Here is an 18,564-nt window from a genome sequence, read left to right as displayed (position 1 = left end):
CACGCCCTGCTACATTCACCATATAAAAATGAATAGTAAGAACTATAAATTATCATTTTCAACGGTCATTATACAGGGCGCGCTCCTGTTTTCACCTCTGCTGTCTTTTAGCCAAACCAGCTGGAAGGGCACAGCCAGCACCTCATGGAATAACTCCGCCAACTGGACAGCAGGCATTCCCACTGCCTCGGTGGACGCTACTGTTGGCGATGCCAGCTTCACAGGACCTTATCAGCCTACCATAAGCACAAATTCAGCTACAAAGAACCTTACCATCGGCACAACCGGCACACCGGTATTAACAATAGCCAAGAACTTAACGGTGGCAGGCAATGTTACTATACAGGCCGGAGGCACTATTACCCAAAGAGGGGTTACTGTTACGGTAAAAGGGAACTGGGACAATGCAGGTACCTATACCACTACCCAGAACAATGCCAGGGTAGCTTTCGGCGGAACTACACAATCTATCGGCGGCGCAGTAGCCACCACCTTCAGAAGGCTGGCCGTGAACGCCGGCAGCACCGTTACCCTGAATACAAACATGAGTGTTTCCAATAGCTTTACGGTCAGCGGCACATTTATCCCCGCTGAAAATGCCACGCCCCGCGTAATAACAGGTACCACCCTGACCGTGGATGTTACCGGCATATTAAATGTGACCGCCGCCAACTTTACGGATAATTACGTGCTCTCGGGCGCTGTTACATTAAGCGCAGGATCTGTTGTGGCCTACAGCGCCACTCTGATCAATCAAACTATCCTCCCTACCCTTACTTATTCTACCCTGCGTGTAAGCGGGGCAGGCACTATAAAAACACCTTCTGCAAACCTGAATGCGCTGAATGCGACCACCGCCGCTACCGGGCGCATTGAAGTGCTTTCAGGTACCCTTAACCTTTCCACGTTCACCGCTAACAGGGGCACTACTGTTGCAGGAGGCGGGCTCAGTGTATCCAATGGAGCAACCCTTCAAATTGGCGGCGCCGGTAACTTCCCGGCGAACTTTAGTACCAATGCGCTGAGCCTGAATAGTACGGTGAGCTATAATGGTGGCAGCCAAACCGTTTCCCCGCAAAGCTATGGTAACCTGCTGCTCACCGGATCAACCGGAACAGCCGTGAAAACAATGCCAGGCACCGCTTTTACCATAGAAGGTAATTTAACCAGCACCCAGGGTGGCGCTACTGCCGTTAGTTTTACGGCCGCTTCCAATATTACGGTGAATGGCAGCGTGAGTATTGGCGCCGGCACTACCTTTAACGGTGGCAGTTTTATACACAATGTTGCAGGCAGCTGGGCAATAGCGGGCACTTTCAGCGGGGGTACCAGCACCGTGAGGATGACCGGAGCCGGTTCCGTGATCAGCGGCACGGGCACACATGGTTTTTATAACCTCACCATTGCTGCCAACAAGATCACCGCCACCCCGGACGCCGCCATAACCATAGCAGGCGACCTGGCCGATATAGAGCCCGGTTCTTTCACCCATACAACAGGCGGCACCGTAACTATGACCGGTGCTTCTAAAACAATATCGGGCCCTGACTTCGTTTTCGACAATCTTGTTATAAGCGGCACAGTAAGTGCGGCAACCACTATCACATTGAATGGTAATCTTAGCGTAACAGGCACTTTCAATGGCACAGGCGGAGAGGTGGATATGCTGGGCGCCGGCAAAACTATTTCCGGTGCAGGCAGCATTACGTTTGGCACCATAAAGCCCCAGGGTACAGTTACCACTGCTATTTCTTTTTCCATTAATGCTTTCCTGGATGTAAGCGGCAGCTTTACGGCCACTGCCGGTACCATTACCTTTACCGGCACCAGCAGCTTAAACGGCACAGCTAATCTTTTTAATGCCACCATTGCCGGTACTTCCCTGCGGCTTTCATCCAACGCTGTTATGGGTATTGCCGGCACCTTTACTGTTAGCAGCGGCGTGCTTGATGTTACTACTTCCACACCTAATACCATCAGCTATAACGGTACCACATCGCAAACTATTTATGCCGGTACTTATCACCACCTCCTGCTATCCAATACAGGCGCTAAAACCGCCGGTGGCGCTATTACTGTTAACGGTGATATTAATATAGCCAGCGGCTGCACCTTCAACGGATCTTCCTTTACGCATAACCTCCTGGGCAACTGGACAAATGCCGGCACCTATACTGCAGGCAGCAGCACCGTAGCAATGACAGGTACCTCCAGCACTACTATCAGCGGGGTCACTACCTTTAATGCGCTAACGGTAAATAAAACCACTTCGTCCCAGAACGTAACCTTATTAGCCAATGTAACAGCCGATGTAGTGAACATGACAAACGGCGGCCTGAGAACAGGCGCCAATACGCTGACCATTACCACTACCCGGAACGGCAGTGGTATTATACTGGGAAATATCCGGCGCCAGCATGGTTTTTCACTTGGAACAGCCTACGCATTTGAAAGCCCGGACAATACCATCACATTAACCGGCGTAAACTCGCTTACCGCCATCACCGTATCTGTAACATCCGGCGCTGTCAGCGACTTCCCTGCCGGTGGCAGCGTTAACCGGGAATACTCCATTGCCATGACGGGACTGCTGAACTTATCACTGGTCACGCTCCGGCTGCATTACGAGGATAATGAGCTGAATGGTAATGCGGAAGCTAATATAGGATTATGGCGGAACACCGGAAGCGGCTGGAGCACGGTAGGAAAAACAGCTAACAGCACAACAGCCAATTATGTAGAGCAAAGCGGCTTGCTGAGCGCAACCGGCAGGTGGAGCTTATCTGATAACGCCAATATAGTCAGGTGGAACGGTTCTGTAAGCAGCAACTGGGCTACCGCCGCCAACTGGACCAGCGTGCAGGGAGCCCCCACTACTCCCCCCGGCGCAAACGATATCGTGGAGATCGGTACTGCAGCATTTACTAACCAGCCTGTCATTAGCAGCAGCGTTACAGTTAAGAGCATTACCCTGGGCAGCGTACAGGCTGTAACCCTGGGGCTTGCAGCCGGCGGCTCCTTAACAGCGCAGGGTAATATCACCGGCGCCTGGACGGGCAACGCAACGCATACGCTTAACGTTAATGACCAAACGATGACTGTCAATGGCAGCCTCGCGCTAAGCGACGGTGTAAGCGGGCACGCCATCAACCTGAATACCGGGTCCGGCACGGTAAATATAGCAGGCGCGCTTACACATTCCGGCGGAGCCAATATTACTTTCACCGGCGCCGGCGCACTGAATATCGGGGGCGACTATACGTATACCAACGGCAGCTTTACTGCCGGCAGCAGCACGGTTACCTACAACGGCACTGCCGCACAGAACGTGGCGGGTCTTACCTACAATAACCTGGTTGTTCAGAAAACCGGCGGTACAGCCACTACCACCGCCGCTGCAACTGTTAACGGCAACCTTTCCGTAACAGCCGGTACCCTTACCCTGAATGCTGCCACCAGTATTACCGGCAATGTAACCATTGCCTCCGGCGCAGTGCTCGGCGGCAGTAGCGCTGATATTACCGTTAATGGTAACTGGGCTAACAGCGGCACTTTTACACCCGCAGGCAGCACCGTTAATTTTACCGCTTCCGGCGCCCAAAGTATATCTGCTTCCAATTTCAACAACCTGAATATTAACAAAGCATCCGGTACCGCTACCCTCACAGGCAACCTGGCTGTAAACGGTAGCTTGTCAATAGCATCCGGCACGTTGGACCTGTCTTCCTTTACTGCTAACCGCGGCTCCCTGGGCGGCACTATGTCGCTGGCCGCAGGCACGCTGCTGCTGGCAGGCGGTGCAAACAATTTCCCGGCCAATTACTCTGTATATACGCTGAACAGCAGCAGCACAGTGCATTACAATGGCACCGTTGCACAAACCGTGGCAGGCGGGCAAACATATGGCCATCTTATATTCAGCAACGGCGGCGCAAATGCAAAAACCCTCAGTGCCATCAGTACCGTGAACGGCGACCTTACCATCAACAGCGGCGCCACCTTAAACAGCGGAGGGTTTACCATGAACCTGTACGGAAACTGGGTCAACAGCGGTACTTACACCCCCTCCACCGGCACGGTAACACTGAACGGAACAAGTAAGACCATAACCGGCAACACTACCTTTAACAGGGTAACGGTATTTGGCAGCTATGCAGTAGCAGGCAGCGACATTAACTACAACGGGTTATTGCTGGTTGCAACGGGCGGCTCTTTTGACGGCGGCAGCGGCCAGGCTACTATTAACGGAGACCTTACCAACAACGGTTCGCTTATAAGCAACGGCACTACCACTTTCAGCGGCACCAGCCTGCAAACCATCCGCTTTGTGAATGCCGTTACATCTAACTCCAGCGGCATCATTAACTTCAATGGCAGTGTTTCGCCGGTATTGAACTCTACCAGCTCACCCTCTTACGCCACCCTCAATGTCAATAATACCGGGGGGGTTACCGCCAGCGTGGGATGGAATGTATTTGTTGCATTCAACATCAGCAGCGGCGCAACCTTTAACGGCGGCGCCAGTACCCATAACATTTTCGGAAGCTTTACAAATAACGGAACGGTAACCAGCAGTGGAACGCTTTTCTTCGGGCCTTCCTCCGCGCGAACCATTAAGCTAACCGGCACCGGCTTTACCAGCACAGGTACGGTATTATTCGGCGGCACAGGCGCCATAGCCGTTACCGGCACGCCTACCGCTTTAAACAATGTGGTTATTACCAACACGGCCGGCGTAACGCCTGCCACCGGTTGGAATATCGGGGGAAACTTTCAGATCGGCAATACCGGCATTTTTAATGCAGGCAGCAATACCTATACTGTTGGCGGAGATATTGAGAGCAACGGCACCCTGAACGGAGGCACCTCCATTTTCACCATGAGCGCAGCCGCCGGGTATATTACAGGCAGCCCGGGTACAACTTTTTATGATTTCACCATTACCGGCAGTATCACCGCAGAATCGGATTTCAACGTTAGCAGGAATTTCAACGTTAACAGCAGCAGCACTGCTTTTACCGCAACACCCGGCTCCCTGGTTATGACCGGTGCAGCAGCAGCTGTGATCAACGGCACACAAACTTCCTTTACGCTGGCCCAGCTGGAAGTGGCAAAAGATGCCGGCAGCACTGTAACGCTGTCCAAAAACCTTACCTCCGTTGCTTCACTGGATATTACCAGCGGCACGCTGGACATCTCAACTTTTACACTTACCCAGGATGTAGGTGACTTTAACATCGATGATAATGCCCGGCTTATCATCCGCGGCAATAACACGCTGCCGGTATTCACTACATATAACCTGGATACGCTCAGCACCGTTGAATACGCCGGCGTAACACAAGCCGTTTCAGCTGCAGCAACGTACGGCAATCTGACCATTTCAGCGGCCGGCACCAAAACAGCTGCCGCTGTGCTGAAGATCCTGAACGACTTTTCCTTATCCAACGGAACGTTTGTGCCGGGCAGCTTTGCAGATACTATCGGCGGCAACTGGAACATGACCAGCGGCGCTTTTACCAGCACCGGCTCTACCATGGTGTTTGCCGGTACCGGTACGCAGCAGGTATTTTCTACCGGCGCTTTCCAGAATTTCACCACTAACAAAACAGCCGGTTTAGTCAACTTATCTTCCAATATTACCATTAACGGTGTCCTGAACTTTATAGGCAGGAACATCCGTACCAGCAGTAATGTGGTGATCATACCAACTGGCGGCAGTGTAACCAATGCCGCACAGGCAACGGGCTGGGTGTACGGCAACCTTCAAAAGCAGGTAGCCACCGGATCCGGCATCAGCAGAACATTTGAGATAGGCGACAGCTTAAATTATACCCCTGCCACCGCTGTTTTTGCGTCGATATCAACCGGTGGCAGCCTGCAGGCCGTAACAGTATCCTCAGACCATCCTGCTATTGCTTCTTCGGGCCTTAATGCGCTTAAAAGTATTAACCGCTACTGGTCCTTCACTAACACCGGTACGGTTTTCACTACGGCTTCCGTAACCCTGAACTGGGTAGCCGGAGATATGGATGCAGGCATTGTTACAACCAGCCTTAAAGCAGGTAACTACAACGGTACTACATGGTCGCTGCCCAGCACCAATACAGCAACCTCCACCTCCATTACGGCCACCGGGGTAACTGCGCTGGGCAGCCTGGTTGTAGCGCAGCTCACAACAGCCACTACCTGGACCGGCGCTGTAAGCACCAGCTGGTTTGTGAACGGCAACTGGTCTACCGGGGCCATACCTACTGCAGCCACCAATGTGACCGTACCATCCGGCCTTACCAATTACCCGCTTATTAACACGGGAACAGCTACCGCGCAGGACCTCAGCATACAAACCGGTGCATCCGTTACCGTTAGCAGCGCATTATTACAGCTGGGCGGCGCCATTACCAGCACAGGCACCTTCACTGCTGCCAATGGCAGCATTGAGATGAATGGCACGGCGGCACAAACCATCCCGGCAAACACCTGGGCCACCAATACTATCCTGAACCTCACTATCAATAATACGGCAGGCGTTACGCTGGCAGGTACACTTAATATCAGCGGCGTACTGAAAGTTACTGCAGGGCAGCTGAACACCGGCGGTTATCTCATACTAACATCTACGGCCACACGTACCGCATTAATAGATGGCTCCGGCGGCGGGCAGGTGCTGGGAAATGTTACCATGCAGCGTTACCTGCCATCCCGTTTTGGCTATAAATATTTCAGCTCTCCCTTCCAGGCCGCAACGGTGAACGAGTTTGCCAACGAAATAAACCTGGGGGCCGCTTTCCCCGCCTTTTACCGTTATGAGGAGAACCAGGCTTCTTCCGGCTGGACCGCCTATACGAATACGGCGTCCCCGCTTGTGCCCTTACGGGGGTATGCTGCCAATTTTGGCGCCGCCACCACCCCGCTGACAGTGGACATAACAGGCGTAGTAAATAATGGTACGGTAAGCCTTACCCTGCTTAACCACAACCAGCCCTATACACTTGGCTTCCAGCTTGCAGGCAACCCCTATCCATCACCTATAGACTGGACCGCTGCCAGTGGCTGGACGCGTACTAACATTGACAATGCCATCTACTATTTTGATGCAGGCAGCACAAATCAATACACCGGCACTTACAGCTCCTATATAAACGGGGTGTCCAGCAACGGCATAGCCACTTACATTATCCCGGCCATGCAGGGATTTTTTGTGCATGTGAGCAATGGCGCCTACCCGGTAACCGGCACCTTATCTGTCAACAATAATGCACGGGTGAATGACGCAGCGCCGGTGTTCCACCGGGAAAAGCCGAACACCTCCCCCTTGCTGCGGCTGAGCGCCGGTTTTTCAGATGAAGGTTTTACCGCAGACCCGGTTGTGATCTATTTTGAAACAGGCGCTTCTAAAGCGTTTGACACGGACAGGGATGCACTAAAAATACTGAACACCAATCCGCAGGTGCCCAACCTTTTTGTGCAGGGAGCTGCAGACCAGGCCATCTCTATCTGTGCATGGCCTGCACAGCCGGACAGCACAGATGTTATACCGCTGCAGCTGCGCACAGAACGTGCAGGTATGATAGCGTTCCATACTACCAGCCTGGAAAGAATACCACCGGGGTGGCATATTTACCTGCGCGACTCCGTATCCGGCACAACAGAGGAGCTTTCCAGTCAGTTCAGTTACCGGCTGTACCTGGAAGCAGGCGACTATAAGAACCGGTTCTCCCTGGTATTTAAAAAAGAAGGTATTACACCCGTGCCAGACGGTAGCAGCGCCACCTTCCAGGCCTATAGTATAAACGGGCAGCTTTTCGGATACTTTGATAAGGTACCCGATGAACGTTGTACCATTAACGTTATAAACCTGCAGGGGCGGGTGCTGTTCAGGAAAGAGCTGAACAGCAACGGGCGGCACCTGCTGGGATCACAGTATAGCAACGGTATATACATCGTGAATTTCCATACAAAACAACAGGTAGTTTCAAAAAAAGTATTCATTCATAACTGATCTGATGAACGGAATTAGCGGCAAAAACATATTTCACAAACCGGGCTTTCAAAAATGCCTGTACCTGGCGCTGTGCCTGTTTTGCCTGCAATTGCCGGCGCTGGCGCAGGAGCCGCCGCCGCGTCCTATCGCAATCTATGTAAACCCCGCGCAGGGGCTCATATTCGGCGCATTTTTCCAGGGCCCTTCCGGTGGCACGGTGATCATATATCCGGATGGCTCCCGCTCTGTAACCGGCAGCATTGTACAGGCCAACCTTGGCTATCCCTTCTCTTCTGCGGTTTTTGAAGTGGAAGCCAATCCCGGTACGCTCATCTCAATAATGAATGGCCCCAATGCAACCCTTAGCGGCAGCAACGGCGGCACACTCACCCTGCAGATAGGCGCTTCCAGCACCGGCAGTCCGTTCATTGCCACCGCTACTCCACCCGCACGTACGCAGGTGCGCATTGGCGGAACACTGATTGTTGGCAGCCCGCTGGCCAACCCCGTAGGGAACTACAGCGGTACGTTCAACGTAACCTTCATACAGGAATAAAATAAAGCGGCAGCATGATAAACAGCATCTACAACATCATACACAGCAGGTATAGCAGCATAAAAATGCTGTACCTGCTGTTACCGTTATGCTGTTGCCGGATGTTGTTGTATGCGGCGGATAATAAGGATCCTGAGCCTGAACCCATCCTCTTTGAAACCTCTGTATTCCTGGTAGTACAGGGCGTTGGCGGGCTGGAAGTGCCTGCACTGATCAATGGAGATACCGCCTACCTTTCTGTTACGGATGTATTTGATTTTATAAAGGTCCGGAACAACCGCTCAGCTACCGGTGATTCCTTATCGGGGTATTTCCTGGGCGAGAAAGATCTTTACCTGATAGACCGGGCAAAAAATGAAATACACTATCGTGATCATGTTTACAGGCTGCATAAAGAGGACCTTGCCGTATCGGGAACCTCCATTTTTCTAAGGCTGGAATATTTCGGGAAAGTATTCGGGCTGCCATGTAAGTTCAACTTCCGCAATCTTTCCGTGAACATGAATACCAGGCTGGAGCTGCCCGCTGTGCGGGAAATGCGGCTGGCGCTGATGCGGCAGAACATAAACCGCCTGAATGGAAAGGCGAAAGCTGATACGGTGATCAAACGCGATTACCCGCTTTTCCGGTTTGGAATGGCCGATTGGTCGGTAGTAGCTAACCAGCGCACGCAGGCCAGCGATATATGGGTGAACCTCGGATTAGGCGCTACCATTGCGGGTGGCGAGGCCACGGCCTCCCTTAACTATAACAATTACGTACAGCAGCAGATAGCACCCGACAAAGATGTAAAAGAGATCCGCCCCTTTGACCAGCGGCAGCAATTTTACCGCTGGCGGTATGTAGATAATGACCAGCGCGCACTGCGTCAGATCATTGCGGGCAAGATCTTCACACAATCCATCTCCTCCATCTTTGATCCTGTAGTGGGCGTACAGCTCACCAATGCGCCTACCACCTACCGCCGCTCCTTTGGCACCTATACATTAAGTAACATTACAGAACCCGGGTGGACGGTAGAGCTGTATGTGAACAATGCTTTGGTGGATTACACGGTAGCCGATGCCGCAGGCTTTTATACTTTTGATGTGCCGCTGGTATATGGCAATTCCCAGATCCGGCTGCGTTTTTATGGCCCCTTTGGCGAAGAGCGGATCCAGGAACAGAACATCAGCATCCCGTTTAATTTCTTGCCTAAGAATGAATTTGAATACACTGCCAGCGCCGGTTTTGTAGAAGATAGTTTGAGCAGCCGGTTCTCGCGCGCACAAATGAATTACGGGGCCACCAGACATATAACAATAGGCGCAGGAGCGGAATACCTTTCCTCCATTCCCACAAACCCGGCCATGCCTTTTGTAACCACCTCCATCCGCATGGCCACTAACTTGCTGTTTAACGGAGAATACACACATAATGTAAGAACACAGGGTATCCTTACCTATCGCACACGCTCCAACCTGCAGGTAGACGTTCAATACACGCGCTATAAAAAAGGACAGCAGGCTATTATTTATAATTTCCGGGAAGAGCGCAAAATAATGCTGGCCAAACCTTTCTTCGGACAGCACTTTTCCATGTTCACTCGTTTAACACTGAACCAGCTCGTTTCCCAGGATCTGAAATACACTACTTCGGAATTGCTGTTATCCGGCGCCATATTAAGGGTAGGCACCAACTTTACCACATATGCAGTAATGGTAGGCAAGGATCAGCCTTTCATTTACAGCAACCTGGGCCTCTCTTTCCGGATCCCCGGGAAATTCCTGGTGATGCCGCAGGTACAATATGCCTACACTGATAACAGGCTGATATCTGCCCGCTGTGAAATAGGGAAATATCTTTTCCGTAACGGGTACCTGAATGCATCTTATGAAAAAAACTACAGGAGCCAGATCAGTAATTTCCAGCTGGGCTTACGGTATGATTTTTCTTTCGGGCAAATGGGAGCTTCCATCCTGCGGAGCAACCACACTACTACCGTAGTGGAATCTGCCAGGGGAAGCCTGGTATATGATGGTAAAACCGGTTATACCGGTGTAAGCAACCGCAGCATGGTAGGCACAGGAGGCATTATTCTGCAGGCATTCCTGGACCTGAACGGGAACGGGCAGCATGACAAGGGCGAACCAAAAGCAGAGGGGCTCAGGCTATCCGTTAATGGCGGGCGCGTATTCCAGAACCGGCAGGATACCACATTGCGCGTACAGGATATGGAACCCTATACCACCTATTACCTGGACCTGAGCAACAGTAATTTTGACAATATTGCCTGGCGGGCAAAAAATCAGGTGATCAGCGTGGTGGTAGTACCTAACCAGCTAAAGCTGATTGAAGTGCCGGTGGTGGTGGTAGGAGAAGTATCGGGCCAGGTGCTTTTGCATGAAAGCGAAACCACAAGAGGTCTCGGCCGCATCAGGGTTTGCTTTTACCGGCCGGATTCCAGCATGGTAGCCAGCACCTTAACAGAAACAGATGGTTTCTTTAACTATATGGGCTTACCCCCCGGAGCATATACCGCCCGGATAGATCCGGAGCAATTAAAAAAACTGGGCCTGCTCTGCACTCCTGCTTCTCTTCCATTTCATATTTCTGCAAACAAGGAAGGCGATGTAATAGATGGGCTGCGGTTTATAGTGGAGCGTGAAGCAGGGGCCATTGGGAAAGCGTGGTAGTTACAAACGCAAAACCACCATCATCACCAGGCTAAATAAAATATGCCCGCTACCAATAACAGGAAGATAAGATGAGAGCTGAACGCCGTGCGGTTTATAACGCAGGGCAAAAGTAATCCGCCACACCAGCATCGCTAAAACACCAATAGCGACTCCATATAAAGCCGCACTGGTAAATGTGTAGCTGACAACGCCCGCATCAACCAGCATACGGTACGCTATAGCAAATAAGACACCTATGACATAATGAACGACACCTGCTATTATCAATCGTGTGCGTGTGTAAGGCAAGGGCTGCACCTGTAACCGTGGTCCGCTGAGCACCGCTGCCAGCACATGTATCACCCGCCAGTTTTTATTAGCCAGAAAAGATAACAGGTAAGCAAAACCCGTCATAACCGCAGTACCGGCAATACCCGCTAAAACAAACTTCATTTTTATGATTCCTTTAAATTAAACAAGGTTATTGATTCCACCGGCGCCTCTAAGATCTCCCGGAGCTGTTTACAACCTCAACCAACATTCATGCCTTTTCTGAATAAATTTTCACATTTTATTAGCAAATGGTTTGAAATTTCACCATTAATTTGGCGCTGTTTAAAAAAAACATTTCTACTGTAGGAAAATAAATAGCTGTTATTTCATAAAGGACTAATTATTATTTATTAATTCTATGATAGCAATTTTAACTACCGGAAAACTGCATCGGCGGCTTATTCAGCTGCGTCCACGTATCCTTCTTTCAAGCTTCCTTTTACTAATGTTATGCGGCCGCCATGCCGCCGCGCAAACAGCCAACCGTTCAGCGCCACCTTTTACCGCAAGGCTCATGAACCTGGAAGCCGCAACCAACACCACATTCACCTACAACGCTCAATTACGCAATGCAGCCCCTGTACCGCGTATCTTCCGGCTTTCAGGCAAGGTGCCTGAAGGTTGGGGCATTTCCTTCAAAGTAGAAGGTATGCAGGTAACGTCCATCAACATTGATTCCGGCCGGACGCAGGACATACAGGTAGAGATCAGTCCCACACCGGAAGCAAAGCCGGCGAAGTACGACATTCCCGTGGTGGCCGTAACCGGCATGGACTCTTCCAAACTAGCCCTGGAAGCCGTGGTAAAGGGCACCTACAATGTGCAGCTTACAACACCAACCGGCAGGCTGAGTGATGATGTAACGGAAGGCAGCCGTAAAGAGATCCGCCTGGTAGTGAAGAACACGGGTACCATCCCGCTTGACAATCTAACCCTTTCCTCCCAAACACCCAGCCAGTGGCAGGCCTCCTTTGAACCGGCCACCATTGCGCAGCTGGCCCCGGGTAAGGAAACAGAGGTGGTAACCACCCTGCAGGTACCTGATAAAACCATTGCAGGTGATTATGTTACCAACTTTACCGTTAAGAATAACTATTCCACCGCTACCGCATCCTTCCGAATGACGGTAAAAACTTCCCTGCTTACCGGGTGGATAGGCATACTGGTGATATTACTGGCGTTAGGAGCTGTTTATTACCTTATCCGTAAATATGGCAGGAGGTAAAGGCTATGGAACAACCAATCATTGAGATCCATGGGCTAACCAAACACTATGGTTCCCTTAAAGCCGTCGATGATCTGCACCTGGCTATCCATAAGGGAGAGGTTTTCGGTCTGCTGGGCCCTAACGGCGCCGGCAAATCCACCACTATCCTGATGCTGCTGGGGTTAACGGAACCTACTGCCGGCGAGGCACATATCTGCGGGGTAAATGCTTCCCGCAATCCTATCTATGTAAAGAAGAAGGTAGGTTATATGCCCGACAATGTTGGCTTTTACAATGACCTTACCGCCCTGGAAAACCTGGTATATATAGGACGGCTGAACGGCATCCCGGAAAAGGAGGTGAAAGCGCGTGCCGGCGATATGCTGCAGCAGGTGGGGCTGGAAGATGCGCTGCATAAAAAGGCAGGCACCTTTTCCCGTGGTATGAAACAGCGTTTAGGCCTGGCCGATGTGCTGATCCGCCAGCCGGAAGTGATTATCCTGGATGAGCCCACCCTGGGCATAGACCCGGCCGGGGTAAAGGATTTCCTGGAGCTTATCCGGCAGCTGAACCAGCAGCAGGGAATGACGGTCCTGCTATCATCACACCACCTTCACCAGGTACAGCAGATCTGTAACCGTGTAGGCATTTTCGTGGGTGGCCAGCTGCTGGCAGAGGGCAATATTGAAACGCTGGCCGCTAACCTGTTCAGATCAGCGCCCTATGAGGTACGCGTAGCTGTTAAAAAGCTGCCGGAACAAACGGCGCTGCTGCAGGAGCAGCTGCTGGCGCTGCCTGCCGTGAAGCAGGTAACCTTATCCGCCAACAGCGCACAGATTGCGGGAGAGGAAAATATTACGCCCGAAATTGTGCGCTTCTTCGTCCACAACGGGTATGATGTAACCGGTGTACAGGAGCGCACTTACGGCCTCGATGAGATCTATCAACGTTATTTTGAAAATAATCTAAAGGAAAATATTCCCAATGCAAAGTCAACCGGCTTTTTTAAAAGGTCTTTTACCGGCAAATGGGGAAAGCAATAATGCCAGCCCATTTTCTGTAATGGTACGAAAGGAAGTGGCAGACCAGGTACGCAGCTGGCGGTTCATTATACTGGCGGGGCTTATACTGGTTACCTTCCTTGGCTCGCTGTACGTATCGCTTACCAACATAGGCAGGGCTACCGCCAATCCGCAGGATCCGGACAGGTTATTCCTTTACCTGAAGCTGCTCACCATCACCGACGGATCATTACCACCCTTCCATGTATTTATTGGTTTCCTGGGGCCTTTGCTGGGAATTGCCCTGGGCTTTGATGCCATTAATTCGGAGCAGTCCAATGGTACGCTCATCCGCCTGATGGCGCAGCCCATTTACCGGGATTCCCTGCTGAATGCAAAATTTACAGCCTCCCTCATTGTGGTCAGTATTTTATTCTTTTCACTCAGTCTTTTAATGATCGGCGGCGGGCTTATAACAACCGGTGTTAAGATGGAGCCTTCAGAGTTTATAAGGATCATGTGCTTCACTGCCCTCAGCGTGATCTATATTGCCTTCTGGCTGAACCTTTCCATTCTTTTATCCGTGAAGTTCCGGCAAACCGCCACTTCCGCGCTAACCGCCATTGCCATCTGGTTATTCTTTACAGTATTTTACCAGATCCTTTTACGGATCGTTGTGAGCGCATTCCTGCCTGATCCAGGCACTTTAAGCCAGGAGCAGGTGGCATCTTACAATGGCGCCATCATCACTATTATGCGGCTGGTACCCAGCCAGCTGTATACCGATGCCACTACCACCCTGCTAATGCCCTCCGTGCGCAGTCTGGGACCGCTGACAATGGAACAGATGGCAGGCGCCATCCCTTCGCCCTTATCAATACGGGAAAGCCTGCTGGTGGTATGGCCACAGGTAAGCGGGCTGATAGCAGCAACAGTAGTGTGCTTTGCGCTTTCCTATTATTTATTCATGAGAAGGGAGATCAGGACCTGAGAAAATGTAAAATTTCAAATGATAAACCGACGAAGGAGGTTCATAGAGACCATTGAAAAGATGTTATGAACGAAATAAACCGGTGAAGGAGGTTCATAGAGGCCATTGAAAAGACTTTATGAACGGGATAAGCCAAAAGTAAAATGCTATGAACATGGGTCTGTGCCCGGTATCACGGCATTTTACTTTTACATTTAAGATTTGAAATTTTACATTTTACATTCTTTCCGGTCAATTCTTTACATTTAGCCGTTAAAACTCCTTTCCCGGATGGTTGAGATCTTCGACAATATCAGGAAGCTATACAACTTTAGCGGCCCTTGCCCGGAGCTGTCTGATTACATTGAGTTCTTCTCTGAATCCTCCCCTGCAGCCACCAGCCTGCATGCTGCCAATGAATGTTTTACAGTAAAAATGTTCCCCAGCTGGACGCCCACCATCTGGATCAACCTGGGCGCACCCTATCATTTGGTTACCGGTAAAGATTGCCATATGATCCACCCTGCAGAGGATGTACTTGTTTTAAGGGACTCCATTGTAACCCGTTATAACCAGCCCTCAGATCATATCTTCACGGTTAAGTTCTTCCCCGGAGGCCTGGAGCGTATTTTAGGCATCCCACAGGCAAAATTCATCAGCCAGGTAGTGGCATTAAAGCACATTATACCTCCCGCGCTTATTCAGCAGGTTAAAACAGCCGTTTCCTTTGAGCAGCGGATGCAGCTGTTGCAACAATACTTTCTGCTGAATTACGTCCGAAAAAAAACAAAGGATCATTATATACAGCTGGTAAAGGATAGCATTGATCTTTACCACGGTGGCAGCATGCAATACAATACCGGTGAAACAGCAGAAAAAATGTTTGTGACCTCCAAAACCATCAACCGGTATTTTAATAATATCATTGGTATCAGCCCTAAAAAATACTTTTCCATTCTGCGTGCAAGAATGGCTTTAACAGCTTATGTAGCCAATAAAAAAGCCTTTGCTCCCTGCAACTATGGCTATTATGATATGAGCCATTTTTACAGGGAAATGATCCGGTTCACCGGCCAAAGTATGAACGGCTCCCTTTAAAATGTCCGTTTTTTACCTTCCATATTCTCTCCCTCCTTTCTACTTTTGATTAAAACAGCTCCCGGATGAAACCTGTACTCCTGATGTTTATAGCTTTTTGCTGCTGCGTACCAGCTGCCCGCGCTCAGCAAAAAGCGGTTTATACGCCAGCCATTGTTCCCTGTGCCTGCCCTGTTAAAATAGACAGCAGCTTTAAAACCCGCTGCGGTTACCTGGTAGTGCCGGAGAACAGGAAAAAGAATAATGGAAAAACAATTCAGCTCCCGTTTATTGTAGTGGAAAGTAAAAACCCGCATAAAAAGAAAGACCCGCTGCTATTCACTACCGGAGGTCCCGGAGGCAGCTCACTGGGTTGGGCAGCAGGAGCCGCCGGCAGCAACATTATTAATGACCGGGATTGTATTGCGTTTGAGCAAAGAGGTACCAATTATGCACAGCCTAACCTCTACGGCCCCGCGTTGGCAAACGCCATTAAAATCGCTTACAGGAAAAACCTTAATAAAGACAGCATGGTGATTGAAGGTGTAAAACAGTACAGGAAAGACCTGGAGGCCCGTGGCATTGACCTTTCCGCTTATAATACAGACGAAACAGTGGCTGACATCCACGACCTGCTCACCAGCCTGCGTATTGATTCCGTTAATCTCTGGGGTATTTCTTACAGCGGTGGCCTTATGCTGGCGGTACTGCAGCATGATCCTTCCCGCATCCGCTCTCTGATACTGGATTCCCCGCTGCCCACCTTTGTGCATATTGATGAAGATGAACCGGCTAATTTTAATGAAGCGCTTACCATATTATTCGCACGCTGTGAAAAGGATTCAGCAGATAAGGTTTTATATGGCAACCTGATGGAAAAGTTCCGGCAATACTTTACCTCCATTGCAGGAAAGGTCTTTTACATTCCTTACCTGGAAAAGGGCACCACAGATACCATCAACATTCAATACACCCGGAACGATCTGCTGGATATTGTCCAGAACTATCTTTCCGGTCAGCAGAAAGAGTTAGCTTTTGTTGTTACAGAGCTGATTAAAGGAAACCATCACGGCTATATGAAACAGCTGCTGGACGATCTGTTCCTGTATGGCCGGGGGCCTTCCGGCATGCGGATCTCCGTATACTGTGCAGATCAGGCAGCCTATAACCATGAAAGCGTGATGCATCAGCTTTATAATGCCTACCCTTACATGGAGGGTTATCATATAAATGATGTTTACAACGCCATGTGCGATTGCTGGGCATCATCCCCCGTTAAGGCCAGCACCAAACAACCTTTTTATTCCAATAAGCCTGCATTGCTGGCCGATGGGGAGCTGGATAATGCCTGCAGGCCGCTTTATATTGATATGATCCATCACTACATGCCTAACAGTCAGCGGCTGCTGTTCACTGAACGCGGACATGGCGTAGGCGGCCGGGATTTTCAGCATTTCATACAGCAGTTCCTCAATGATCCGTATAAAAAAGTAGGGCCCGCAAAAAGCGATATTATTGTTTATTGAATAATACGCATAGCTCCGGGAAGTTCTTCCCCGGTATGCACCGCCCGCAATCCCACCTGTTCCCAACTGGAAGATTCCGCTACATACGCGTAGCAGCCTTTTTTAGTAAAAACTTAAGGGAATGATAATTGCGGTAAATTCCCCGATACAATTGCAGCATTAATGAGTAACAGGAACATTATTGTCATTGGCGCCTCAGCCGGCGGCTTTCAGGCTATTAAACGGCTGGTAGCCAGTTTACCGGCAGACCTGAACGCGGCTATCTTCATCGTCTGGCATATGGCGCCGAACATACAGGGCCTGTTACCGCTTAACCTGAATAAGTTGGGAACGCTGCCGGCTTCTAATGCAATAGACATGGAGCCTGTAGAAACACGCCGGATATATGTAGCCCGGCCGGATTTTCACCTGATGCTGGAAAAAGGAGTCGTAAGGGTAACACGGGGCCCCAAGGAAAACCGGTTCCGTCCCGCGGTCGACCCTTTATTCCGTTCTGCAGCATTTGCCTACAGGGAAAAGGTAATTGGCGTTGTGCTTAGCGGTGCGCTGGATGATGGCGCAGCAGGTTTATGGACCATAAAACAATACGGAGGCCTGGCAGTAGTGCAGGATCCGGCAGATGCGGAAGTTTCCTCTATGCCGGAAAGTGCGTTGCGGGCCGTAAAGGCCGATTATGTTGTACCAATAAAAGAAATGGGTAAGTTATTAACAGAGCTGGTGAAAGAACAGGTAACAGTAAATGGAACAGCTATACAGGACAAGACTACGGAACTGGAGATCAATATAGCGTTGGATGAAGAAAGCTTAAAACACAATATCATGGAATATGGCAACCTTACACCTTATACCTGTCCTGAATGCCACGGCGTGTTAACGGTGTTGAATGAGGATGGCCGCCTGCGTTTCCGCTGCCATACCGGCCATGCTTTCTCAGCCAGCAGCCTGCTGGCTGCCATATCAGAACGTATTGAGGAAAGCTTATGGAGTGCAGTCCGCAACGTACAGGAAAGTGCCATGTTACTAAATCATATGGGCGATCATTTTGCGGAGCTCAATCAACCCAGGCTGGCCGCCACCTTTTTTCAGAAAGCAAAAGATGCAGAACAGCGTGCGGAGATCGTACGGCGCACCGTTGAAGATCATGAGCAGCTAAGCATAGACAGTATTGAACAACAGTCCAATAACGAACACCCATCCTGATTCCTCTCCCCTGCGTTCCCAAAATTTATGTCGTACCTGTGCAGTAACTATAA

At 50.4% G+C, this 18,564-nt stretch carries 10 protein-coding genes; 9 read left to right on the top strand and 1 reads right to left on the bottom strand.

Annotation, left to right across the window (positions count from 1 at the left end; genetic code table 11):
• The first annotated feature begins 28 nt into the window (after positions 1–28).
• Genes BMZ54_RS09715 through BMZ54_RS09705 form a run of 3 tightly spaced genes read left to right on the top strand, consistent with a single transcriptional unit; the run spans position 29 to position 11,215 of the window.
• Positions 29–8,002: a T9SS type A sorting domain-containing protein gene (locus tag BMZ54_RS09715; protein ID WP_089909876.1), complete on the top strand. Its 7,974-nt coding sequence runs from the start codon at positions 29–31 to the stop codon at positions 8,000–8,002.
• 4 nt (positions 8,003–8,006) lie between these two features.
• Positions 8,007–8,540: a DUF4402 domain-containing protein gene (locus BMZ54_RS09710; RefSeq protein ID WP_089909873.1), complete on the top strand. Its 534-nt coding sequence runs from the start codon at positions 8,007–8,009 to the stop codon at positions 8,538–8,540.
• 14 nt (positions 8,541–8,554) lie between these two features.
• The gene (locus BMZ54_RS09705) at positions 8,555–11,215 is read left to right on the top strand and encodes a hypothetical protein (RefSeq protein WP_089909871.1); all 2,661 of its coding nucleotides are present in this window, start codon (positions 8,555–8,557) and stop codon (positions 11,213–11,215) included.
• On the opposite strand, the gene BMZ54_RS09700 is transcribed toward BMZ54_RS09705, so the two are convergent.
• Positions 11,216–11,650, bottom strand: a complete 435-nt coding sequence (locus BMZ54_RS09700) for a hypothetical protein (RefSeq protein ID WP_089909868.1) — start codon at positions 11,648–11,650, stop codon at positions 11,216–11,218.
• 238 nt (positions 11,651–11,888) lie between these two features.
• Here BMZ54_RS09700 and BMZ54_RS09695 point away from each other — a divergent pair, with 238 nt between their 5' ends.
• The 6 genes from BMZ54_RS09695 to BMZ54_RS09670 all read left to right on the top strand — a co-directional run bounded on the left by BMZ54_RS09695 (position 11,889) and on the right by BMZ54_RS09670 (position 18,511).
• Positions 11,889–12,755, top strand: a complete 867-nt coding sequence (locus BMZ54_RS09695; protein ID WP_202909196.1) for a COG1470 family protein — start codon at positions 11,889–11,891, stop codon at positions 12,753–12,755.
• Between the two features lie 5 nt (positions 12,756–12,760).
• On the top strand, positions 12,761–13,780 hold the full coding sequence (locus BMZ54_RS09690) for an ABC transporter ATP-binding protein (protein ID WP_089909863.1): 1,020 nt from the start codon (positions 12,761–12,763) through the stop codon (positions 13,778–13,780).
• Positions 13,722–14,729 (top strand): ABC transporter permease, encoded by a 1,008-nt coding sequence (locus BMZ54_RS09685; RefSeq protein ID WP_089909860.1) that lies wholly within the window; start codon positions 13,722–13,724, stop codon positions 14,727–14,729. Before BMZ54_RS09690 ends, BMZ54_RS09685 begins: the two co-directional genes overlap by 59 nt.
• A 270-nt stretch (positions 14,730–14,999) precedes the next feature.
• The gene (locus BMZ54_RS09680) at positions 15,000–15,806 is read left to right on the top strand and encodes a helix-turn-helix domain-containing protein (protein WP_089909857.1); all 807 of its coding nucleotides are present in this window, start codon (positions 15,000–15,002) and stop codon (positions 15,804–15,806) included.
• Positions 15,807–15,871: 65 nt separating this feature from the next.
• Positions 15,872–17,311 carry an alpha/beta fold hydrolase gene (locus BMZ54_RS09675; protein WP_089909854.1) on the top strand — a complete coding sequence of 480 codons (1,440 nt, stop codon included), beginning with the start codon at positions 15,872–15,874 and terminating at the stop codon, positions 17,309–17,311.
• A 162-nt stretch (positions 17,312–17,473) separates the two neighbouring features.
• Positions 17,474–18,511, top strand: coding sequence for a chemotaxis protein CheB (locus BMZ54_RS09670; RefSeq protein WP_089909852.1), 1,038 nt, complete (start codon positions 17,474–17,476; stop codon positions 18,509–18,511).
• Positions 18,512–18,564: the final 53 nt, after the last annotated feature.

The organism is Chitinophaga rupis, assembly GCF_900109685.1.
In the GTDB taxonomy this organism is placed as follows: Bacteria; Bacteroidota; Bacteroidia; order Chitinophagales; family Chitinophagaceae; genus Chitinophaga; species Chitinophaga rupis.
This window is presented reverse-complemented; position numbering and strand designations above follow the sequence as displayed.